General features: G+C 71.7%; 19 protein-coding genes. 4 read left to right on the plus strand and 15 right to left on the minus strand.

Annotation, left to right across the window (positions count from 1 at the left end; translation table 11 throughout):
* Nucleotides 1-127: 127 nt before the first annotated feature.
* Complete coding sequence (locus tag ACGFZS_RS33500) at nucleotides 128-1,174, plus strand: glycosyltransferase (protein WP_393798232.1); 1,047 nt, start codon at nucleotides 128-130, stop codon at nucleotides 1,172-1,174.
* Between the two features lie 20 nt (nucleotides 1,175-1,194).
* Here the strand turns inward: ACGFZS_RS33500 and ACGFZS_RS33505 are convergent, their stop codons facing one another.
* The gene (locus ACGFZS_RS33505) at nucleotides 1,195-1,875 is read right to left on the minus strand and encodes a hypothetical protein (protein WP_393798233.1); all 681 of its coding nucleotides are present in this window, start codon (nucleotides 1,873-1,875) and stop codon (nucleotides 1,195-1,197) included.
* A gap of 68 nt (nucleotides 1,876-1,943) precedes the next feature.
* Between ACGFZS_RS33505 and ACGFZS_RS33510 the strand changes: the two genes are divergently transcribed.
* Complete coding sequence (locus tag ACGFZS_RS33510) at nucleotides 1,944-3,968, plus strand: O-antigen ligase family protein (protein WP_393798234.1); 2,025 nt, start codon at nucleotides 1,944-1,946, stop codon at nucleotides 3,966-3,968.
* On the plus strand, nucleotides 3,965-4,864 hold the full coding sequence (locus tag ACGFZS_RS33515) for a glycosyltransferase family 2 protein (RefSeq protein ID WP_393798235.1): 900 nt from the start codon (nucleotides 3,965-3,967) through the stop codon (nucleotides 4,862-4,864). Before ACGFZS_RS33510 ends, ACGFZS_RS33515 begins: the two co-directional genes overlap by 4 nt.
* A gap of 97 nt (nucleotides 4,865-4,961) precedes the next feature.
* On the opposite strand, the gene ACGFZS_RS33520 is transcribed toward ACGFZS_RS33515, so the two are convergent.
* The 14 genes from ACGFZS_RS33520 to ACGFZS_RS33585 form a co-directional block, all read right to left on the minus strand.
* Complete coding sequence (locus tag ACGFZS_RS33520; RefSeq protein ID WP_393798236.1) at nucleotides 4,962-5,945, minus strand: class I SAM-dependent methyltransferase; 984 nt, start codon at nucleotides 5,943-5,945, stop codon at nucleotides 4,962-4,964.
* Nucleotides 5,939-6,616, minus strand: a complete 678-nt coding sequence (locus ACGFZS_RS33525) for a class I SAM-dependent methyltransferase (RefSeq protein WP_393798237.1) — start codon at nucleotides 6,614-6,616, stop codon at nucleotides 5,939-5,941. The genes ACGFZS_RS33520 and ACGFZS_RS33525 overlap by 7 nt, the downstream gene beginning before the upstream one ends.
* Before the next feature lie 43 nt (nucleotides 6,617-6,659).
* Complete coding sequence (locus ACGFZS_RS33530) at nucleotides 6,660-7,472, minus strand: glycosyltransferase family 2 protein (RefSeq protein WP_393798238.1); 813 nt, start codon at nucleotides 7,470-7,472, stop codon at nucleotides 6,660-6,662.
* Entirely contained in the window at nucleotides 7,469-8,581 is a 1,113-nt protein-coding gene (locus ACGFZS_RS33535; protein ID WP_393798239.1) for a hypothetical protein, read from the minus strand. Before ACGFZS_RS33535 ends, ACGFZS_RS33530 begins: the two co-directional genes overlap by 4 nt.
* Before the next feature lie 5 nt (nucleotides 8,582-8,586).
* Nucleotides 8,587-10,122, minus strand: coding sequence for an oligosaccharide flippase family protein (locus ACGFZS_RS33540; RefSeq protein WP_393798240.1), 1,536 nt, complete (start codon nucleotides 10,120-10,122; stop codon nucleotides 8,587-8,589).
* Nucleotides 10,085-10,951: a chain length determinant protein gene (locus ACGFZS_RS33545; RefSeq protein ID WP_393798241.1), complete on the minus strand. Its 867-nt coding sequence runs from the start codon at nucleotides 10,949-10,951 to the stop codon at nucleotides 10,085-10,087. The genes ACGFZS_RS33540 and ACGFZS_RS33545 overlap by 38 nt, the downstream gene beginning before the upstream one ends.
* A gap of 51 nt (nucleotides 10,952-11,002) precedes the next feature.
* Nucleotides 11,003-12,133 carry a non-hydrolyzing UDP-N-acetylglucosamine 2-epimerase gene (gene wecB, locus ACGFZS_RS33550; RefSeq protein ID WP_393657982.1) on the minus strand — a complete coding sequence of 377 codons (1,131 nt, stop codon included), beginning with the start codon at nucleotides 12,131-12,133 and terminating at the stop codon, nucleotides 11,003-11,005.
* 3 nt (nucleotides 12,134-12,136) lie between these two features.
* A complete protein-coding gene (locus ACGFZS_RS33555) occupies nucleotides 12,137-13,396 on the minus strand; it encodes a nucleotide sugar dehydrogenase (RefSeq protein WP_390982168.1) in 1,260 nt (419 codons plus the stop codon).
* The gene (locus ACGFZS_RS33560) at nucleotides 13,396-14,169 is read right to left on the minus strand and encodes a WecB/TagA/CpsF family glycosyltransferase (protein ID WP_393798242.1); all 774 of its coding nucleotides are present in this window, start codon (nucleotides 14,167-14,169) and stop codon (nucleotides 13,396-13,398) included. The genes ACGFZS_RS33555 and ACGFZS_RS33560 overlap by 1 nt, the downstream gene beginning before the upstream one ends.
* Nucleotides 14,166-15,335 carry a hypothetical protein gene (locus tag ACGFZS_RS33565; protein ID WP_393798243.1) on the minus strand — a complete coding sequence of 390 codons (1,170 nt, stop codon included), beginning with the start codon at nucleotides 15,333-15,335 and terminating at the stop codon, nucleotides 14,166-14,168. The genes ACGFZS_RS33560 and ACGFZS_RS33565 overlap by 4 nt, the downstream gene beginning before the upstream one ends.
* Nucleotides 15,336-15,619: 284 nt before the next feature.
* Nucleotides 15,620-16,219 (minus strand): acyltransferase, encoded by a 600-nt coding sequence (locus tag ACGFZS_RS33570; protein WP_355727182.1) that lies wholly within the window; start codon nucleotides 16,217-16,219, stop codon nucleotides 15,620-15,622.
* A complete protein-coding gene (gene rfbD / locus ACGFZS_RS33575) occupies nucleotides 16,216-17,109 on the minus strand; it encodes a dTDP-4-dehydrorhamnose reductase (protein ID WP_393798244.1) in 894 nt (297 codons plus the stop codon). The genes ACGFZS_RS33570 and rfbD overlap by 4 nt, the downstream gene beginning before the upstream one ends.
* A gap of 82 nt (nucleotides 17,110-17,191) precedes the next feature.
* Nucleotides 17,192-18,178 (minus strand): dTDP-glucose 4,6-dehydratase, encoded by a 987-nt coding sequence (gene rfbB / locus ACGFZS_RS33580; protein WP_393657992.1) that lies wholly within the window; start codon nucleotides 18,176-18,178, stop codon nucleotides 17,192-17,194.
* Nucleotides 18,175-19,242: a glucose-1-phosphate thymidylyltransferase gene (locus ACGFZS_RS33585; protein ID WP_393798245.1), complete on the minus strand. Its 1,068-nt coding sequence runs from the start codon at nucleotides 19,240-19,242 to the stop codon at nucleotides 18,175-18,177. The genes rfbB and ACGFZS_RS33585 overlap by 4 nt, the downstream gene beginning before the upstream one ends.
* A 149-nt stretch (nucleotides 19,243-19,391) precedes the next feature.
* On the opposite strand from ACGFZS_RS33585, the gene ACGFZS_RS33590 reads away from it, so the two are divergent.
* Nucleotides 19,392-20,150: an IclR family transcriptional regulator gene (locus tag ACGFZS_RS33590; protein WP_393798246.1), complete on the plus strand. Its 759-nt coding sequence runs from the start codon at nucleotides 19,392-19,394 to the stop codon at nucleotides 20,148-20,150.
* Nucleotides 20,151-20,163: the final 13 nt, after the last annotated feature.

Below are 20,163 nucleotides of genomic sequence, written 5' to 3' on the forward strand. Positions count from 1 at the left end.
GCGGGCGCCCCCCCCCCACAACCACCATCAAACCAACAAACAAAAACCCCCCCCCCCCCCCCCCCCGGGGGGGGGGCCCCCCCCCCCCCGGGCCGCGCCCCCCCGACGGGGATTGGCTTCCCCACCGATGTCCAGCGTCAGTGTTGTGATCCCCTGCTACAAGTACGGCCATTTCCTCGCCGACTGCGTGAGCAGCGTCCTGGACGAGCAGGACGGCGTTGACGTCCGGGTCCTCATCATCGACGACGCCTCGCCCGACGACTCCGCGGAGGCCGCGCTCAAGCTGGCCGCCGCCGACCCGCGGATCGAGGTCCTCGTCCACGAGAAGAACAAGGGCCACATCGCCACCTACAACGAAGGCCTGATGGAGTGGGCCGACGGCGACTACGTGGCCCTCCTGTCCGCCGACGACCGGCTCGTCCCGGGCGCCCTGGTCCGCGCCGCCGCGCTGCTCGACGCCCACCCGGAGGCCGGGTTCGCCTACGGCCGTCCGCTGCGCTTCCAGCACGGCGGCCCGCTGCCCAAGGCCCGTACGCGGACCACCGGTTCGGTCGTCTACCCCGGCCAGTGGTGGCTGGAACGCCGGTTCCGCGAGGGCACCGGCTGCATCACCTCACCCGAGGTGGTCGTCCGCACCGACCTCCAGCGGAAGGTCGGCGGCTACGACCCCGCCCTGCCGCACGCCGGCGACATCGAGATGTGGATGCGGCTCGCCGCGCACGCCGACGTCGGCCACATCCGCGGCGCCGACCAGGCCTTCTACCGCGTCCACGGAAACAACATGTCCACCGTCGACTTCGGCGGCCAGCTCGACGACCTGCGCCAGCGCCTGATCGCCTTCGACTCGGTGCTCGCCAAGTGCGGGGACCGGCTGCCGAACGCCGACCGCCTGGCCGAGCAGGTCCACACCCGCCTGGCCCGCTACGCCCTGCGGCGCGCCTACCGGGCCTACGACCGGGGCCGGACCGGCGTCGTACCGGTCGACGAATGCGTGGCCTTCGCCGAGCAGTGCCTGCCGCAGTACGCGGCGCTGCCCGAGTACCGCGCGCTGCGGCTGCGCAGACGGATCGGGCCGAAGGCGATGCCGTATCTGCAGCCCCTGGTGTGGTCGGCCGTGGCCGAGCGCGGGCGGGAGTGGCTGTGGTGGGAGTCCTGGAAGCGCCGCGGTATCTGATGCGTGATCAGTTCGACGGCTCAGCCGGCCACCGCGACCCCGTCGGCGTGGCGGACCGGGTCCGGCAGTCCGGCCGGCCGGCCCTTGCGCTGCCGGTGGCGCAGCGCGTACTGGTCGAACCAGAGCGCGCCCAGGATCCCGGCGATCCCGCCCAGCAGCGCCGTACCGGCCAGGGCACGGGTCCTGGTGCCCTGCACCGGGGCGGCGCTCGGCGCGACCAGGACGGAGGCGCTGATCCGCGACCCGGCGGCGATCCCCTCGGCGTCCTGCAGCTGTGTCACATGCCTGGTGTAGACCTCGATGACCCGGCCGACCGCCGTGTCGGCCGCCACGGCGTCGCCCCGCTGGGCCTGCACCTGCACGGAGGGGATCAGATAGCGCGGCGTCGCGCTGGTGCCGCTGTTGCGCGGGATCAGCTGGTACGTCCCGTGCACCCCGGCGGCGTCCAGTTCCGCGCGCCCGGCGGGCGACTCCAGCTGCTGGATGACCCCGTACGAGAGGGTGGCGAGCGGCGGTTGGAGGTTCGTCAGCTGGTTCGGCTGGTTTCCCGTCACCGGCGGCTTGAGGACGACCACCGCCGAACTCAGATACTGCGGGGCGGGATGCAGCGCCTTGTAGGCTCCGGCGGCCGTCAGCGCGAGCGCGAGCAGCAGTACGTACCAGCGGCGGAGCAGCGCTTCGGCGACGTCACGAGGCGACACAGGGATTCCTTCCGTCGCTGTCGATCCTCGCAGGCGCCGGGGCGAACCGCCACCAAAAGGGAGTTCTCATGAGCCTCGCCGACATTCTGGCGATCATGCGCAGGCGGTGGTACTTCATGGTGCCCCTCACCCTGCTCAGTCTGTTCGCGGGCGGATACCTGTACCGCACCATCCCGGTGTCCTACCAGTCGCAGAGCTCCGTCACCCTGCTCGACTCCACGGCGATCGCCGAACTGGCACCGACCTTCGGCAACCCCCTCTCCAACGCGGGCGGCTCGCTGGTCGTCACCGCCGACGTGCTGATCAGGACGCTCCAGTCCAGCGACTCCGCCAAGGAACTGCACTCCCGTGGGGTCACCGACCAGTACACGGTCGGCTTCGCCCCCGAGGCCGACAGCCCCCTGCTCACCCTCAGCGTCACCGGCACCGACCGGGCGAAGGTGCTCCAGGAGACCACCACCCTGACCAGCTTCACCGGGGAGCAGCTGAAGGCCCTGCAGGCCGCCTCCAAGGTGCCGAAGGGCTACGCGGTGCAGAGCGCGCCGGTCGTCCTGCCGCAGACCCCGGTCTCGCAGTCGAAGAGCCGGTACCAGGACGTCGCGGCGGTCGTCATCGTCGGTGTGGTCGGCGCGTTCCTGCTGTCCATCCTCGCCGAGGGCGTCGCGGTGGTACGACGCCGGGGCCGCGCCCTCGACGGATACGTGGCCCGGCGCCACCGGGCCCGGCCCCCCGCGCGGCCCAAGGGCCTGCTGGTGCGCAGGCTGGACGCCACCACGATCCTCACCGGCTATCTGGCGCTGGCCTTCTTCGTCCCCTCGAACCTCACCCTGCCCGCGCTCGGCGGTGTCGGCACCCCGGCCAACGTCTTCGCCCTGCTGGGGCTCCTCTGGTACCTCGCCACCTGGCTCGGCGGCCGCATCCTGCCCGCGCCGGGCACCCGGCTCCCGCGCGTGGTGATGTGCCTGCTCGCGGCGGCGGTGCTGCTCTCGTACCTCGCGGACGCGACTCGCGAGAGCTCGCACGAGGAGGTCCTCGGCGCCGACCGGGGACTCATCCTGCTCGGGGTGTGGACGGCGCTCGTCGTGCTGTCCTCGGCCGGCATCCAGGAACGCGACCGGCTGGAGACCCTGATGCGCCGACTCGTCGTCCTGGGCACGGTGGTCGCCCTGATCGGCTACTACGACTTCTTCGCCGCGACCAACATCGCCGACTCCATCCACATCCCCGGACTCCAGTCGAGCACCGCCGGGATCAGCGCCATGGACCGCGGCTCGTTCACCCGGCCCCGCTCCACCACCGCCCACCCGCTGGAGTTCGGCGGGATGCTGGCCATCCTGGTCCCGTTCGCCGTCCACCAGGCCTTCGACCCGGTCCGCCGGCACGCGGGCGCGCTGCGCCGCTGGGGACCGGTGGCGATCATGGCGGGCGCGCTGCCGCTGACCGTGTCCCGGACCTCCATCATCGGCGCCTTCATCGTGATCCTGGTGATGGTGCCCCGCTGGAAGCCGCAGCGCCGCTGGGCCGCGATCGGCATCGTGCTGGGCTCGGTGGCCGGCTTCAAGGTGATCATCCCGGGGCTGATCGGCACCATCACCAACCTGTTCGCCACCTTCCTGTCCAACTCCGACAGCAGCACCCAGGCCCGCACCGTGAAATACAGCGCGATCGTCCCCTACCTCAGCGAACACCCCTGGTTCGGGCGGGGCTTCGGCACCTTCACCCCCGACCTGTACTTCTTCACGGACAACCAGTACATGCTGACCCTGGCCGAGATGGGCACCCTGGGGCTGGTGGCCCTGCTCGCCCTGTTCGTCACCGGCATCCACCAGGGCGGTGCCGTCCGCCGGCTCGCCCGCACCGAATCCGACCGGGAGCTGGGGCAGGCCTTCCTCGCCTCGGCCCTGGTCGCCCTGGTCATCAGCGCCACCTTCGACGCGCTCAGCTTCCCCATGTACGCGGGGATGTTCTTCCTGACCCTGGGCGCGGGCGGCAGCTACCTCGGCTTCCTCCGCCGCGAGGCCGCCGCCCCAGTCCCGGCCCCTCACCGGGCAACCGAAGCCGAGAAGTCGCCCGAACTCGTGGAGTCCCGATGAGCACCGTCGCCGTCATCGTCGTCACCTGGAACAGCGCCCCGGTGCTGGCCGGGTTCCTCGCCGCCCTGCCCGACGGCATGGCGGGCCTCGACTACCGGCTGGTCGTCGCCGACAACGACTCCGCCGACGACACCGTCGAGCTGCTGCGGACGCTGGCCCCGGACGCCACGATCGTCGAGACCGGCCGCAACGCCGGGTACGCGGCCGGCATCAACGCGGCGCTGGCCGCGGCCGGCGACCACGAGGTCGCCCTCATCTGCAATCCGGACATCCGGATGCGGCAGGGCTGCGCCAAACGCCTCGTCGACAGCCTCAAGGACGGCGTCGGGATCGCCGTACCCCTCCTGTACGAGGAAGGCAGCGACACCCCGCACCGCTCGCTGCGCCGCGAGTCGACCGTGCTCCGGGCGTTCGGCGAGGCCGTCATCGGCAACACCAGGGCCGGGCGCTTCCCGGCCCTCAGCGAACTCGTCACCGCCCCCGGCGCCTACCGGCGGCCCACCCGCGCGGACTGGGCGACCGGCGCGCTGATGGCCATATCCGGGGACTGCCTGACCGCCTGCGGCCCCTGGGACGAGTCCTTCTTCCTGTACTCGGAGGAGACCGAGTACTGCCTGCGCGCCCGGGACCGCGGCTACGCCACCCAACTGGAGCCCACGGCCGAGGCCGTCCACCTGGGCGGCGACTCCCAGGTCTCCCCCCGCCTCTGGACCCTCCTCACCCTCAACCGCGTCCGCCTCTACCGCCGCAGACACGGCCCGCTCGCAACGGCCGCCTTCCGCACGGCCGTCCTGCTCCGCGAAACCTCACGCGCCGCCCTCGGCCGCCCGGCCAGCCGAGCGGCAGCGGCAGCCCTGGCCCGACCGGGCAGCCTGCGGAAAACACCGGGTCCCTGACGCGCCCCGGTTCTGCAGCGCCCCAAAGGGGCGCGGGGAACTGCGCGACCAGCCACGACGCGGCCGCAGCCGGCCGATCACAGATCGCGCCACCCCCTCAGTCCGCACCACGCCTCCGGCACACCATCGCGACGAAGTCGTGCCCCACCTCCGGCAAGGCAGCGTCCTCCACCGCGAAGCACCGCTCCAGCAACGCCACCGTCTCCGGCTCCCCGTCCCGGAAGTTGTGCGCGATCCCGGAGAACGCGATGTGCAGCACCGTCCCCCCGTACGGCCGTTCCTCCACGACCTCGAACTCGCGCCGCAGCCCCGGCAGCAGCGCTGCCGCGTCCACCGCCTCCGAGGGATCGTCCAGCACCATCGACAACCTGCTGGGCCGCACGACCCGCTGCTTGATCCGCCCGTCGGCCAGCCGCCGCCGCTCCTCCGGCAGCTGGGCGAGCAACATGTTCGCCGCCTCCAGCTGGGCGTCGGTCCACTGGAACCGGGTGGGGCCGACGAACTCGTCGACCACGAACGTGCCACCGGGCTCGATCAGCTGGGACAGCCGTGGCAGGGTCTCGTCGAGGTGGTCGAAGTGGTGCAGCGACTGCAGTCCCAGCAGCACGTCGAAGCGTTCCCCGTCGGCGGTCATCCGGTTGACGTCGGTGACCCGGAAGCGCAGCACGTCGGCGAGCCCCTCCTGCGCGGCGGCCCGGGTGGCGAAGTCGATCCGCTCGGGCGCCACGTCCACTCCCTCCAGCAGGGAGAACGCGCCGGTCTTCGCCCACAGCAGCTCGTTGCCGCCCGTGCCGCAGCCCAGTGACAGACCGCGCAGGTCGGTGCGCGGCGCGAAGTGCTCGGCGGCCACGTACTCGGGGAACGACGTGTCCGCGTCCCCGGTCATCAGCAGGTTCCAGCGCTTGATGACCGACGGGATCGCCCACCACTCGGTCAGTGACGGGTCGACCTGGGACCAGTGCTCGACCACCCGGGCGCCCCCGCGCACCCGCAGCTTCGCCAGCACCGGGTCGAGGTCCAGCTTGCGGACCTTGCGCAGCAGCCGGTCCGCGTCATGTCTGTTGACCAGGTTGTTCAGCACGACGACTCCGATCTGACGGCGATGAGCGACTTCGGCGCACCGAGCACCCGCTCGCTGAGGAGTTCCGACCGCGGGAACAGGTACCGCATCTCGGTGCGGGTCAGCAGCTCGATGTTGATCACGGCGTTCATCGCCGACTCCGGGCTGTCCGGGCGGCTGTGGACCAGCGGCCAGTGCCGTACCAGGCGTGCCCGGGCGGACAGCGGCAGGAACTGGAAGCCCGGCGCCACGAAGTGCGGTTCGACGGGGAAGTAGCGGTACGGCGTCTGGATCCAGTGCAGCGGCGCCAGTTGCTCGACGGCGGCGACGAACCTCTGCCGCTGGCTGTGGCCGCCCACGTGCTCGATGGTCGAGTTGGAGAACACCAGGTCGTAGCCGCCGTCGGCGCTCAGCTCGGCGGCCACCGCCGGGTCGGTGACGTCGGCGTTCTCCGCGCTGATCCAGTCGGGCAGTTCGGCGGGGTGCGCCTCCAGGTTGATCAGGTGGACGTGCTTGGCGCGCACCGGTGCGCGCAGCCACATCTCGGCGGTGCCGCCCAGGTCCACCACGCTCATGTTCTCGATGCCGGGGAAGCAGCGCCGGAACCGTTCCCAGCGGGCGATGCGCAGTCGTTCGCCGAGCGAGCCCGGGGCGTCGACGAACTTGTTCCTGAGGGCGCGGGATCGTGGCACGGGATCAACCACCTGTGGTCGGAGCGGACGGGAGGCTGGGCCCTCAACTGGGCTGTCGCCATTGGGTGTAGAAGCTGGCCGGGTTCATCAGGTACCGGACGGTGGGGTGCGGCACATGGCGCACCCGGTGCCTGCGCCCGTACCGGCGGATCAGCTCCCAGTCCTCCCGGGGCAGCACCTCCGGGGTCCGGCGCAGACGGCTGAAGTGCAGGGAGCGGGTGCGGCGGGCGACGAAGGCGTTGGTGTCCAGGAAGGCCTCGCGGGCGGCGCGGCGGCGGTCGTAGGGCACCGACAGGACGTCGTTCTCGGTGCCGTCGGGCAGCACGCGGCGCAGCGCCGTGTAGACGCCGTCGGGTCCGCCGGGGGAGGCCAGGACCGCCAGGGCTCGTTCCAGGTGGTCGGGTTCCCACAGGTTGTCGTCGTCCAGGAACGCCACGTACCGCGAGCGGGTGAGGCGGATGCCGACGTTGCGCACGACGCCCGCCACTCCGGTGTTGCGGGCGAGGGAGACGGCGAACAGCCTTGGGTCGGTGGGGAGTTCGGGCAGTCCCGCGCCGTCGTCGACGACGATGACGACCTGGTCGCGGACGGTCTGGTCCAGGGCCGAGCGCACCGCTGCCCGCAGCGCCTCGGGGCGTCGGTGGGTGGCGATCACCGTGGCGACCAGCGCCGAGGGCGGCGACGGGAGACCGGCGGCGAGGCGGCGGGTCTCGGCGTCCTCGATGCGGCGCAGCCGCACCGCGCTGGGGGCCAGCAGGACCTTGTTCCTGGCCTCGAAGAGCACCAGCCAGCCGAACAACGCCTTGAGCACCGTCCAGGGCGCCCGCGCGACCCGGCGCGTCAGGCCGCCGCTCACGAGGACGGCTCCGGGGTGACCGGGCGGCCGTCGGACATCCGGTTGTCGCGCCACACGTTGCCGGCGCCCTCGGCGTTCCAGTGGGCGACCACGCCGTAGCCGCCGGAGGCGGGGTGGTACTGCGTGGAGAAGATGTTGTCGGTGACCTTGATGTTGGTGGCGCCGGTGTCCCCGCCGTAGAGGGCGTAGGCGCCGCCGGCGATCCAGTTGTCGTCCACGGTGACGTTGCGGACGACTCCGGTGTCCGCGAACAGGCCGATGCTGCCCGAGGCCCCCTGTTTGAGGCTCGTCGGGTTCAGCAGCGTGTTGTGGCGGATGATCAGCTGCCCGGTGTTGCCGCCGCCGCTGATCACCGCGTTGGTGTGCTGCCACTCGCCGCCCTGGTTGACGAACGGGACGATGTCGTGGACGTAGTTGTCGTGGATGTTCCCCTGCCCCATGGACAGGGCGTCGCCGAACACCGAGACGTCGCACCAGCCCACCTCGATGGAGCTGCCCCCCATGTTCGACACCGCGTAGTCCACCCCGCCGTTGTCCGGTCCCTTGCCGGGCACCGCGGTGATGGTGGAGTGCAGGACCCGCAGCCCGTGGTAGCCGGGGCGGAGGTTGACGCCCCACCAGCTGTCCGAGGTGATCTTCGTGTCGATCACGGTGACGTCGTTCGCGTAGATGTCGAGCGAGCCGGTGATGTCCCAGCCCCGGATGACCATGCCGTCGGTGCGGACGGCCATGTAGCCGGTCTTGTGGGGCTTGAGGGCGATCCGGGGGCCGGTGGTGCGGGCGTCCGGGAATCCGCAGGCGCCGGGGGAGGCGCAGGCGGCGGCCTGGGAGGAGGGTTTCCCGGACGCGGCGCTCGTGCCGCCGGCCGTCGCGGTCGGCTTCGCCGTCGTGGACGCGGTGGCGGAGGGGCTCGCCGTCGTCCCGTCGGCCGTGGTCGGCGGATCGGTGCTCGGGGCCGCCGAGGATCCGCTCGCGGGGCAGGTGAGCGCGGTGTCCGGGCAGTCCGGCAGCGCTGAGTCGTCCGATCCCGAGCAGGCGGTGGCCAGGACCGCCAGCAGGACACCCAGCGTCGGCCACACGATCGAGCTCCGGCTGATCCGCCGTGGCATCCGGCTCACCTCGACTCCCGTTGTCCGGCGCCCCGCAGGAAGCCGAGGCTGGGCAGGACACACACCGCGTACGCGGCCAGGGCGACAGTGCCGATGGTGAGCAGGGCGAGCCGCCCGTCGCCGATCAGGCGCTGCAGGCCGAGGACGATCACGGCCATCACGGCTCCGCCGAGGAAGGGCCAGGCGCAGGCCCGGGCGATCCGGCCCAGACCGATGCCGCCACGGCCGAGGGCGACCAGGAAGACCGGCACCACCAGGCCGCCGGCCACCAGGACATGGCCCTCGGAGACGCCGACGATGCCGTTCAGGTGCGCGGCGGCGAGCAGCACCGGGATCAGGGCCACCAGCCACAGGCCCTGCACCAGGAAGAGCGAGCGGCGCTGGCCGATCGCGACCAGGCAGTCGTAGGCGAGTTCGCTGCCGATGCGGATCAGGCCGAGGGCCATCAGCCAGGGCAGGGCCGCGGCGGCGGGGGTCCACTGGCTGCCGTAGATCAGCCGGATGAGCGGCTCGGCGAGGCCGGCCAGCAGCACGCACAGCGGGACGGTGCCGGTGATCACCACGCCCAGGGCGCGGCTGAAGCCCTGGGCCAGTGCCTGCGGGGACTCGGCCAGCCGGGAGAACCCGGCGAAGGAGACCCGGCGGGCGGCCTCGGAGATGATCCGCACGGGCCAGCCGGAGATGTTGAAGGCGAGGACGTAGAACCCCAGCGCGACATTGCCGAGGGTCGCGCCCACCACCATGGTGTCGACGTTGACCACCGCCAGGGCGAGCATGCTCGCCCCCGCCAGCGGCAGCCCGAACCGCAGCAGCGCCCGGGCCTGCCCGGGGTCCCAGCCGAACTTCAGCGTGCCCGGGGCCGCCAGCGCGCAGCCGATCAGGGTGACGACGTTCCCGACCACGGCGCCCCAGGCGAAGCTCATCGCGCCCCAGCCCTCGAAGGCCAGCAGCAGGGTCACGGCGGTGCCGAGCACGAAGTTGAGCCCGTCGATGACCATCCGCCGGCCCTGGGCGAACTCCCGGGTGAGGAAGCCGCCGGGGACCTGCGCCACCCCGTCGATCACCACGCACAGGCACATCACCCGCAGGACGTTCGCGGCGTCCGGCGAGCCGAGCAGCCCGGCCACCGTCGGTGCGGCCGCGAACAGGGCCACGTACAGCAGTCCGCTGGAGAGGGTGCTGAGGGTCAGCACGGTCGGCGCGAACCGGCGTGCGTCGCCCTCCCAGCGCACGATGGCCAGGCCGACGCCCAGTTCGTTCGCGGACAGCAGGACGAGCAGCACGGTCTGCGCGATGCCGTACACGCCCCACTCCGCCGGGCCCAGGGCGAAGCGCGCCAGCACGATGCCGGTGGCGAAGTTGCCCAGCCGCAGGACGACGGTGTTGATCAGGCTCCACCGGGCCGCCGAACGGACCTTGCGGCCGAGGGAGGGGGCGGCGGGTGGAACCGCCGGTCTGGCAGGGGGTGTTACAGGGTCGGGAGGAGCGGGCGCGTCGCTCGTCTCACCGGTCCCGCTGTCCGGTGCGCGGGCGATGTCCATGAGTCGACTCCTCGTCGAGCGGCTCTGCGGCGGATGCCACGGCCATGGCGGGCTGTGGTGCGTCGGGTTCCGCGGCGGGCGCACCGTCCGCGGAGGTCTTCGACCAGCGGGGCGGCTGCCGGATGGCGAGGGTTTCCTCGACGATCGATTCCCCGGCCGGGCGGACGGGGGCGGCGACGGCCGCCTCCCGCGCCGGCTCGACGGGTCCGGCCTCCGGCGCGGGCGTGCGCGAGGACCTCTTGCGCGCCTCCACGTAGAAGGCGGCGGCCAGGGTGAGCACCAGGCCGAGGCCCCCGGCCATGACCATGTACTCGAGCCGGGTCTTGGTCTGCGCCACCGGGTTCTGCGGCGGCACGATCGTCGTCATCCGGATCATGGCCTTGGGGGCGACGGACTGGTCCTTCTGGAACTGGTCCAGCCGTTCCTTGGCGTACGCGGTCAGGATCTTGTCCGAGGACAGGACCGAGTCCTTGTCGGTGCCGGTGACGGTGAGCCACATCAGCGGCCCCTGCGCGTTGTCGGCGAGCTTGGCCGTGAACGTGCCCTTGGCGCCGCGGGCCTTGAGATCCCGCAGCGAGTCGTCGGAGTTCAGGTTGCGGGCCAGGCTGTCGGCCATGCCGGTGAGCGAGGTCTGGGTGCTGAGGAAGGGGTTCCCGTCGTAGGCCTGGGTGGCCTTCTGGGAGTTCAGCAGCACCACCGTGCTCTGCGACTGGTACGTGACCGGGACCAGTACGGTCACCGCGAACACCAGGCCGGCGGCCAGCAGCAGCCCCGGCAGCAGGACGTACCAGCGCCTGCGCATGACCCGGACGATCTCAGCGAGATCCATGACGGTCCCCCCTCGCGACCAAACGTTCGACGAGCATAAGTTGCAAGCGGATCATATGGGGAACGTTCGATCCTTGGGTCCGGGCTGGTCGGTCGGTCTCGGCCGGGTGCTCGCGGTGCCGCCCGTCAGCAGCACCTCGGCGATACGGTCGCTCGCGCGGCCGTCCCAGAGGTCGGGCCGGCGCGGGGCGGGCGGCCGGTCCAGTACGGCGTTCACGGTGGCCGTGATCCGCGCCGGATCCCGCCCGGCGAGGACGTTCGTGCCCTGCTCGACTGTGATGGGCCGCTCGGTGTTGTCCCGCAGGGTCACACACGGCACGCCCAGCGCGGTGGTCTCCTCCTGCACCCCGCCGGAGTCGGTGAGGACGACGCGCGCCGAGTCCTGCAGGGCGATGAAGTCCAGGTATCCGGCGGGCGGTACGAGCCGGACGCCCCCGGGGACGCCGATCTCGGCCAGCCGTCCCGCCGCGCGCGGATGCACGGGCAGGACGAGCGGCAGGCGCCCGGCGATCTCGCCCAGGGCCTTCAGCAGCCCGGTGAGCACCTCCGGGTCGTCGACGTTGGCGGGCCGGTGCAGGGTGACCAGGCCGAACTCGCCCCGCGCCAGGCCGTACCGGTCCAGGACGTCGGAGGCCCGGGCCCGGTCCAGGTTGGCCAGCAGCGTGTCGATCATGACGTTGCCGACCAGGTGGATCTGGTCCTCCCGGTACCCCTCGGCGCGCAGGTTGTCGACGGCGTCGGGGGAGGGGGCCAGCAGATAGTCGCTGACCCGGTCGGTGGCGACCCGGTTGACCTCCTCCGGCATGCTCCAGTCGCGGCTGCGCAGCCCGGCCTCGACATGGGCGAGCAGCGGCCCGGCCTTGGCGGTGACCAGGGCGCAGGCGAGCGTGGAGTTGATGTCGCCGACCACCACCACGACGTCCGGGCCCACCTCGGCGAGGAGCGGCTCGAACGCGGTCATCACGCGGCCGGTCTGCTCGGCGTGGCTGCCGGAGCCGACGCCGAGGAAGCGGTCGGGCGGGCGGATGCCGAGGTCGGTGAAGAACACGTCGTTCATCGCCGGGTCGTAGTGCTGGCCGGTGTGGACGAGGAGGACCTCGGCGTCCCGCCGCTCCAGGGCGTCCATCACCGGTTTGATCTTCATGTAGTTGGGGCGCGCCCCGGCCACACAGACGGCTCGCATGGTTCAGAGCACCTCGATGGTGGGTCCGGACGGCAGCCGGCGGCGGCAGTCCAGGACGAAGGGGGCGTGTTCGGCGACGAGTTCGTAGTCGAAGCCGTCGTGGTCGGTGAGCAGGACCACCACATCGGCGTCCGCCAGCTCCCGCTGGGTCGGTTCGACCCGCACCAGCCGGGTGTCCACCGGCAGGCTCTCCACGACATGCGGGTCCGCCGCCCTGACCTGGGCGCCCATGTCGAGCAGCAGCTGGGAGATGCGCAGCGCGGGCGACTCCCGGGCGTCGCCGGTGTTCTTCTTGTAGGCGAGGCCGAGCAGCAGGATCCGCGAGCCGTTCACGGACCGGCGCCGCTCGTTGAAGTGGTCGCTGATGCGGCGCGTCACGTACTCGGGCATGTGGCTGTTGATGTCGTTGGCCAGCTCCACGAACCGGAAGTTCTGGCCGAGTTCGCGCTGCACCCGCCACGACAGGTACGAGGGGTCGATCGGCAGGCAGTGACCGCCGACGCCGGGACCGGGCGTGAACTTCATGAAGCCGAACGGCTTGGAGGCGGCGGCGTCGATGGCCTGCCAGACGTCGATGTCCAGGTGGTGGGCGAACATCGCGATCTCGTTGACCAGCGCGATGTTCACGTGCCGGAAGGTGTTCTCCAGGAGCTTGGCGAGTTCGGCCTCCTTCGGCGAACTCACCGGCACGGTGGTGTCGACGAGCTGGGCGTAGAAGTCCTGGACGGCCTTGAGGGAGGCCTCGTTGACACCGGAGACGACCTTCGGGGTCTCCTTGAAACCCCACACCGCGTTGCCGGGGTCGATCCGCTCCGGGCTGTAGCCCAGGTGGAAGTCCGAGCCCGCGGTGAGGCCCGAACCCTCCTCCAGGATCGGGGCGAACAGCTCCTGGGTGGTGCCCGGGTAGGTCGTCGACTCCAGGACGACCGTGGCCCCGGGGCGCAGATAGCGGGCGAGGGTGACCGCCGACTCCTTGATGTAGCGCAGGTCGGGGGTGCCCTCGTGCAGCGGGGTCGGCACGGTCACCACGGCGATGTCGAAACCGCCGCAGTCCCGGGCCGACTCGCTCGGACGGTAGCTGCCGTTGTCCAGGGCCGCCCGGATCCGCTCGGAGGAGACGTCCTCGACGAAGGACTCACCGGCGGCGAGGCTCTTGATCCGCCGGGTGTCGACGTCGTAGCCGATCACCTCGTGTCCGACCTCGGCCGCCCGGACGGCCAGCGGCAGGCCCACGTATCCCTGTCCCACCACGACGACACGCATCAGCGGCTCCTGTTCGCGGAAGCGGTGGCCGGCGGGGCGGGCCGAAGCAGCTCCCGTGCCGTCATGAGGAGGAAGGAGGCGTTGGTGGTGAGGTAGCGGCGGCCCAGCCGGCGGGGCTCCTGCAGCGCCCGGTAGAGCCACTCCATGCCCAGCCGCTGCCAGGACTCGGGGGCCCGCTTGGTGACCCCGGCCAGGATGTCGAAGGAGCCGCCGACGCCGTGCACGACCCGGGCGCCGGTGCGGGCGCCGTGGGCGGCGGTGAAGATCTCCTTCTTGGGGGAGGTCATGCCGAGGAACAGCATCTGGGCGCCGCTGAGGGCGATGGAGTCCGCGATCTCCTCCTGCTCGGAGTCGTCGAAGTAGCCGTTGCGGCTGCCGGCCACCTTCAGACCGGGGAAGCGGTCGGCGACCCGGAGCAGCATCCGGTCCAGCACCTCCTCCTTGGCGCCGAGGAAGTACACCGGGATGCCGGTGGTCTCCGCCTCGGCCAGCAGCCTGAGGAACAGGTCGATCCCGGCGACCCGTTCGGGCAGCGGGGCGCGCAGCACCCGCGCCGCCCAGACCACGGCCTGCCCGTCGGCGAGCACCAGGTCGCAGCCGGCGACGGCCGCGGCGAGCCGCTCGTCGCGCCGCATGTTCACCAGCTTCGCGGCGTTGACCACGCCGATCTCCAGCTGTTGGCCGTCCCGGACCGCCGTCAGGCAGCGTGCCACGGTCTCGTCCATGGTCAGCGGGTCCAGCTCGACGCCGAACAGCGTCCGTCTGCCGGTCATATCCGGCCCCCCTGCCAGGCGTGGAGCAGCCAGCCGAACTCGTACGGCCGGCATTCGCGGTCCACGGACAGCGGCCGGTACACCCGGTCCAGGGACTTCAGGCGCAGCGCCGGCGCGACCCGGGTGGACAGGCCCCGGGCGGCGCGTACCGCCTTCTTCGGGTCGCCCCGGTAGACCTTGCGCCAGGTGGCGCCCAGGTCGTCGAGGATCATCGGCTCCCGGTGCGCCGAGCCCGCCAGTTCGGGCACGTCCGTCATCCAGCGCAGGCCCTTGCGGATGGCCGCGCCGAAGTCGCCGCCACCGGCGTCGGTGAGGTCGAACAGGGCGGTCGGGGCCATGGCGTGCTGGTGGACGCTGTAGACCGGGTAGCCCTCCACGACCCCGCCGGTGCGCGCGTCGTAGTGCCACCACCACTGCCCGCCCTCGCCCTGCAGCTCGCAGATGCGCCGCGCGCACGCCTCCGCGGCGGCCAGCGCCTCCGGATCCCCGTCGCCGTCGTCGCTGGCGTGGGCACGGGCCAGGGCCTGCAGCGGGTACGTCTGGTCGGCGAAGCAGCTGACATGTGCCCGGTACCAGGGCAGCAGGCCGGGTCCGGTGGCGTGCGGGAACAGCGGGCTGTCGCCGATCCGGGCCCCCAGCAGCCGGTCCCTGGCTGCGGTGAAACGTCTCTCCACATCGACGGTGGAGCGGGCCGCCGCGAGTGCGGACAGCACCCAGGCGGCCTCCACGGTGTACTGCGGACGGCCGTCCACGTCCAGCGCCTCGACACGCGCCAGGGCGTCGGAGAGTTTGGGGTGGTCGGTCTCGGCGGCGGCCCAGGAGATGAGCGCCGCGTCCCCGAGGTTGGTCACCGCGGGCAGCGACTCGACGAGCAGTCCCGCGAACTCCTGGGCCGTACGCCCGCCGAGCACCGCGCGCTGGCGGTCCTCGGGGAGGTAGCGGGCGCCCAGCACGGTGATGGCCGCGTACCGGGTGCTGATCCCGCGCCGCTCCAGGGTCCAGGAGCCGTCGGGGTCCTGGTGTCCGGCCATGGTGAAGGCGAAGGCCTCGCCGCCGGGCAGCAGCATCGACGGCAGCCCGGACTCGGCGACTTGGAGGAGTCGCTGGGCGAGTGCGAAGAGCGGCGGATCCTCATGACCGAGCGCCGCCATACGTGTGGTGGTCATCGTGTGGGCACACCAACCCCCCTGTGGGTCCTCTTTGTGCGCAGACTTGAGAACGCCTCGGCGTAGGCCGCCGGGCGGAACAGAAGAAGGCAGACGTCAGTCGTCAGCCGTCGGAGCGGGTGTCGCTCCTGGCTGCAGGCAAAGGTGTCCCCACCACCCCGTAACCCCCCCTGGGCACTGCTGGCTTGTGTGCTCATTGTGCTTGGTCTGCACAGTTCGCGCACATGTTATGCCTGCAGATGTTCGAGGAATTGCGTTTTGAGGGAAACAGCTGAAAACAGCTGTCATGCGCGTTCGGTGAGTTCCCCGTCCTTCTCGTCGTAGAGCGCGCCCGTCTCGGGGCACTCCCAGGTCCCGGGCTCGCCCTCCCGCTCGGCCAGCCGTACGCCGGCCCGCCCCACCCAGCCGATCCGGCGCGCCGGAACGCCGGCCACGAGCGCGAAGTCCGGCACGTCCCGGGTCACCACGGCGCCCGCCGCGACCAGCGCCCAGCGCCCCACGCGCACCGGCGCCACACACACCGAACGGGCGCCCAGCGAGGCGCCTTCGGCCACCACCACGGCCACGGCCTCCCAGTCGCCGCCGCGCTTGAGCCTGCCCTCCGGGTCCACCGAGCGCGGGAAGTAGTCGTTGGTGAGGACCGCGGCGGGGCCGACGAACACCCCGTCGCCGAGGACCGCGGGTTCGTAGACCAGCGCGTAGTTCTGGAGCTTGACGTGGTCGCCGATCCGTACGCCCGGGCCGACGTACGCGCCCCGGCCGATGATGCAGCCGTCGCCCAGCCGGGCGTCCTCGCGGATCTGGGCCAGGTCCCAGACCGTGGTGCCGTCGCCGATCGTGGCTCTCTCGTCGACCTGGGCGGTGGGCTGCGCCGTGAAGTTCACCGGGCTGAACCTTTCTTCGCATCGAGCAGGAGGGGAAACGCCGTCTCCAGGGCCTCGCGCCAGGGACGGATCGGTTCGATGCCCGCCCGGCGCCAGCCGTCGTGCCCCAGGACGCTGCAGGCGGGCCGGGGAGCGGGCCGTACGAAGGCCGTACTGGTGGTCGGCCGGACGCGTGCGGGGTCCGCGCCGAGCAGCCGGAAGACCTCCCGGGCCAGGCCGTACCAGGTCGTCTCCCCGCCGCTGGTGCCGTGGTAGACCCCGGCGGGCGCGGTGCCGGCGAGGGCGGCCCGGCCGAGCCGCACCAGCCGGTCCGCGAGGTCCGCCGTCCAGGTGGGCTGTCCGCGCTGGTCGTCGACCACGTCGACGGTGTCCCGCGCCGCCTCGAGACCGATCATCGTGTCGACGAAGTTCCGGCCCCCGGCCCCGTACAGCCAGGCCGTGCGCACCACGTACCCGGCGTCCGGGAGCGCCGCGAGGACCGCCCGTTCCCCCGCCAGCTTGGTACGTCCGTACGCGCCGCGCGGCGCCGTCGGGCCGTCCTCGGGGTACGGGGTGGTGGCGTCGCCCGCGAACACGTAGTCCGTGGAGAGCTGGATCAGCCGGGCGCCCGTCTTCGCACAGGCCGCGGCGAGATGCGCGGGCCCGTCGCCGTTGACCCGCAGGGCCTGCGCCTCGCGCGCCTCCGCGTCGTCGACGGCCGTCCACGCGGCGCAGTTGACGACGATCCGGGGCCGGTGCGCGTCCAGGGTGTCGTGTACCGCGTCGGCGTCCGTGATGTCGAGACCGCTACGCGCCAGGCCGACGGCCGTCTCGCCGTCCCGGCGCAGCAGCGCCAGGACGTCCTGCCCGAGCATGCCCGTGGCGCCCGTGAGCAGCCATGTGGTGGTCAATGGTCACCTGTCCGTCGTCGGAGAAGGAGGAAGGAGAAGGAGAAGGGGGCGGAAGGAGGAGGGAGGGGCCGGGGAGGGGGCCTCAGAGCGTCGCGCGTTCCTTCAGCGGTTCCCACCAGGCGCGGTTCTCGCGGTACCAGGCGACCGTCTCGGCGAGACCGGTGGCGAAGTCCTTGCGGGGCTCGTAGCCCAGCTCCGTACGGATCTTGGCGCAGTCCACCGAGTAACGGCGGTCGTGGCCCTTGCGGTCGGCGACGTACTCGACGCTGTCCCAGTCCGCGCCGCAGGCCTGAAGGAGCAGGGCGGTCAGCTCCTTGTTGGACAGTTCCGTGCCGCCGCCGATGTTGTAGACCTCGCCGGGCCGCCCCTTGGTGCGCACCAGCTCGATGCCCTGGACGTGGTCGTCGATGTGCAGCCAGTCGCGGACGTTGCCGCCGTCGCCGTAGAGCGGGACCTTCCTGCCGTCCAGGAGGTTCGTGACGAACAGCGGGATGACCTTCTCGGGGAAGTGGTGGTGCCCGTAGTTGTTGGAGCAACGGGTCACCCGCACGTCGAGGCCGTGGGTGCGGTGGTAGGAGAGGGCGATCAGGTCGCTCGACGCCTTGGCGGCCGCGTAGGGGGAGTTGGGGCGCAGCGGGTCGGTCTCCGGCCAGGAACCGGAGTCCAGGGAGCCGTACACCTCGTCGGTGGAGATGTGCACGAAGGTCCGCGGTCCTCGATGGCGCAGCGCCGCGTCCAGGAGAGTCTGGGTGCCCAGGACGTTGGTGCGGACGAACTCGCCCGCGCCGAGGATCGAGCGGTCCACATGGGACTCGGCGGCGAAGTGGACGATCTGGTCGTGCCCGGCGAGCACCTCGTCGACCAGCGCGCCGTCGCAGATGTCCCCCCGGACGAAGGCGAACCCGGGGTGGTCGCGGACCTCGTCGAGGTTGGCGGGGTTGCCCGCGTAGGTGAGGCTGTCCAGGACCGTGACCGCCACATCGCCCGGGCCGGCCGGACCGAGCAGTGTGCGGACGTAGTGCGAACCTATGAAACCGGCACCGCCGGTCACCAGAATGCGGGTCGTCATGACGCTATCTGCACCTTGCTGTGGTCGCCGAGGACGAAGCGGTGGGCGGCGGGCTTGCGGGGCGCGGGGGTGACCTCGACGTTGCGGCCGATCAGGGAGGCCTCCACCCGACGGACACCGCTCATCGAGGAGTCCCGCAGCATGATGGAGTACTCGATCTCACTGTCCTCGATCCGGCAGTCACCGGCGATCGAGGTGAAGGGACCCACGTACGAGTCCGTGATCACGGTGTCGGCGCCGACGACCACCGGACCCACGATCCGGCTGCCGGTCACCTTCGCGCCGGCCTCGATCCGCACCCGGCCGATGATCTCGCTGTCGTCGTCTACGGTGCCGTCGATCCGGCGCTCCAGGGTCTCCAGGACCGAGCGGTTGACCTCCAGCATGTCGGTGACGTTCCCGGTGTCCTTCCAGTAGCCGGAGATCGTCGTGGACCGCACGTCGCGCCCGGTGTCGATCAGCCACTGGATGGCGTCCGTGATCTCCAGCTCGCCCCGCGCGGACGGCTCGATCGCGCGGACCGCCTCGTGCACCGCCGGGGTGAACAAGTACACGCCCACCAGCGCCAGTTCGCTCTTGGGGCGGGCGGGCTTCTCCTCCAGGCCGATCACCCGGCCCGCCGGGTCCAGCTCGGCCACGCCGAACGCGGTCGGGTTCGGCACCTTCGTCAACAGGATCCGGGCGTCCGGCCGTTCGGCACGGAAGGCGTCCACCAGAGCGGTGATGCCGCCGACGACGAAGTTGTCGCCGAGGTACATCACGAAGTCGTCGTCGCCCAGGAACTCCCGGGCGATCAGCACCGCGTGGGCCAGCCCCAGCGGGGCCTCCTGCGGAAGGTAGGTGACGCGGAGACCGAACGCGGAACCGTCGCCGACCGCCGCCCGGATCTCCTCGGCGGTGTCCCCGACGATGATCCCGACCTCGGTGACACCCGCCTCGGCGATCGCCTCCAGACCGTAGAACAGCACCGGCTTGTTCGCGACGGGTACGAGCTGCTTCGCCGAGGTATGGGTTATGGGGCGCAAACGGGTACCTGAGCCACCAGACAACAAAAGTGCCTTCATGTACATCACACTACTTACACCGGACGTGCCGACGGAGGGGTTTCCACACGGTCTCTGCACGGTTTCCCCACACCCCGGGGGCGCGCCGGAACCCGCTCGCCGGAACCCCGCGCCTTGCCCGTCCCGGGTGTCCGGCGCACGCTGGTGGCATGAGCGTTCACGAGAGCCCCACGCTCATCATGTCCGTCCAGCGCGCCTTCCGGCTGCTGGAGGCGGTGAGCGCGCACGAGAACGGCGCGCCGGCCAAGCAGCTGGCACGGGAGACCGGGCTGCCCCTGGCGACCGCCTACCACCTGCTGCGGACCCTTGTGCACGACGGCTACCTGCGCAAACTCGCCGACGGCGGCTTCGTCCTCGGTGACAAACTGCAGACGCTGCACACCGCGGGCCGCGCGCAGGCGCTGCTCAACCGGGTCCGGCCGACACTAGCCGCGCTGCGCGACGAGCTGTCCGCCGCCACCTACCTCACGTTCTACGAGGGGGGCGAGATCAGCGTCGCCGAGATCGTCGACGGTCCCCGCGCGCCCCGGGTCGACCTCTGGGTGGGGTTCGAGGACGCCGGACACGCCACCGCGCTCGGCAAGTGCGTCCTGCGCGAGCTGGACGAGGACGCCCGCCGCGACTACCTCTCCCGGCACCACCTCGCCGACCTGACGCCCCGGACCATCACCAGCCTCCCGGAGCTGCTCCGCAGGCTCGACGCCGCGCCCCTGGACCCGGCCGTCACCGACCTGGAGGAGTACGCCCTCGGCACGGTCTGCGTGGCCGTGCCCATCTTCCGCGGCGACGTCCTCGGCTCACTCGGCGTCTCCCTGCCGGCGGAACGGCTCTCCCGGCTCCCGGAGATCCGGGCCCGGCTGATCCCGACCGCCGACCGCGTGACCAGAAGCCTCTCGCTCACTATCTGAAATTCCCCTCCTT

The organism is Streptomyces sp. NPDC048288, from assembly GCF_043201555.1.
Classification (GTDB): Bacteria; Actinomycetota; Actinomycetes; order Streptomycetales; family Streptomycetaceae; genus Streptomyces.

Bases quoted from the DNA above. Each gene is read 5' to 3' on its own strand.
- ACGFZS_RS33500 (WP_393798232.1), top strand. From the start codon at position 128: ATGTCCAGCGTCAGTGTTGTGATCCCCTGCTACAAGTACGGCCATTTC.
- ACGFZS_RS33510 (WP_393798234.1), top strand. From the start codon at position 1,944: ATGAGCCTCGCCGACATTCTGGCGATCATGCGCAGGCGGTGGTACTTC.
- ACGFZS_RS33515 (WP_393798235.1), top strand. From the start codon at position 3,965: ATGAGCACCGTCGCCGTCATCGTCGTCACCTGGAACAGCGCCCCGGTG.
- ACGFZS_RS33535 (WP_393798239.1), bottom strand. From the start codon at position 8,581: ATGCCACGGCGGATCAGCCGGAGCTCGATCGTGTGGCCGACGCTGGGT.
- ACGFZS_RS33540 (WP_393798240.1), bottom strand. From the start codon at position 10,122: ATGGACATCGCCCGCGCACCGGACAGCGGGACCGGTGAGACGAGCGAC.
- ACGFZS_RS33545 (WP_393798241.1), bottom strand. From the start codon at position 10,951: ATGGATCTCGCTGAGATCGTCCGGGTCATGCGCAGGCGCTGGTACGTC.
- wecB (WP_393657982.1), bottom strand. From the start codon at position 12,133: ATGCGAGCCGTCTGTGTGGCCGGGGCGCGCCCCAACTACATGAAGATC.
- ACGFZS_RS33555 (WP_390982168.1), bottom strand. From the start codon at position 13,396: ATGCGTGTCGTCGTGGTGGGACAGGGATACGTGGGCCTGCCGCTGGCC.
- ACGFZS_RS33560 (WP_393798242.1), bottom strand. From the start codon at position 14,169: ATGACCGGCAGACGGACGCTGTTCGGCGTCGAGCTGGACCCGCTGACC.
- ACGFZS_RS33565 (WP_393798243.1), bottom strand. From the start codon at position 15,335: ATGACCACCACACGTATGGCGGCGCTCGGTCATGAGGATCCGCCGCTC.
- rfbB (WP_393657992.1), bottom strand. From the start codon at position 18,178: ATGACGACCCGCATTCTGGTGACCGGCGGTGCCGGTTTCATAGGTTCG.
- ACGFZS_RS33585 (WP_393798245.1), bottom strand. From the start codon at position 19,242: ATGAAGGCACTTTTGTTGTCTGGTGGCTCAGGTACCCGTTTGCGCCCC.
- ACGFZS_RS33590 (WP_393798246.1), top strand. From the start codon at position 19,392: ATGAGCGTTCACGAGAGCCCCACGCTCATCATGTCCGTCCAGCGCGCC.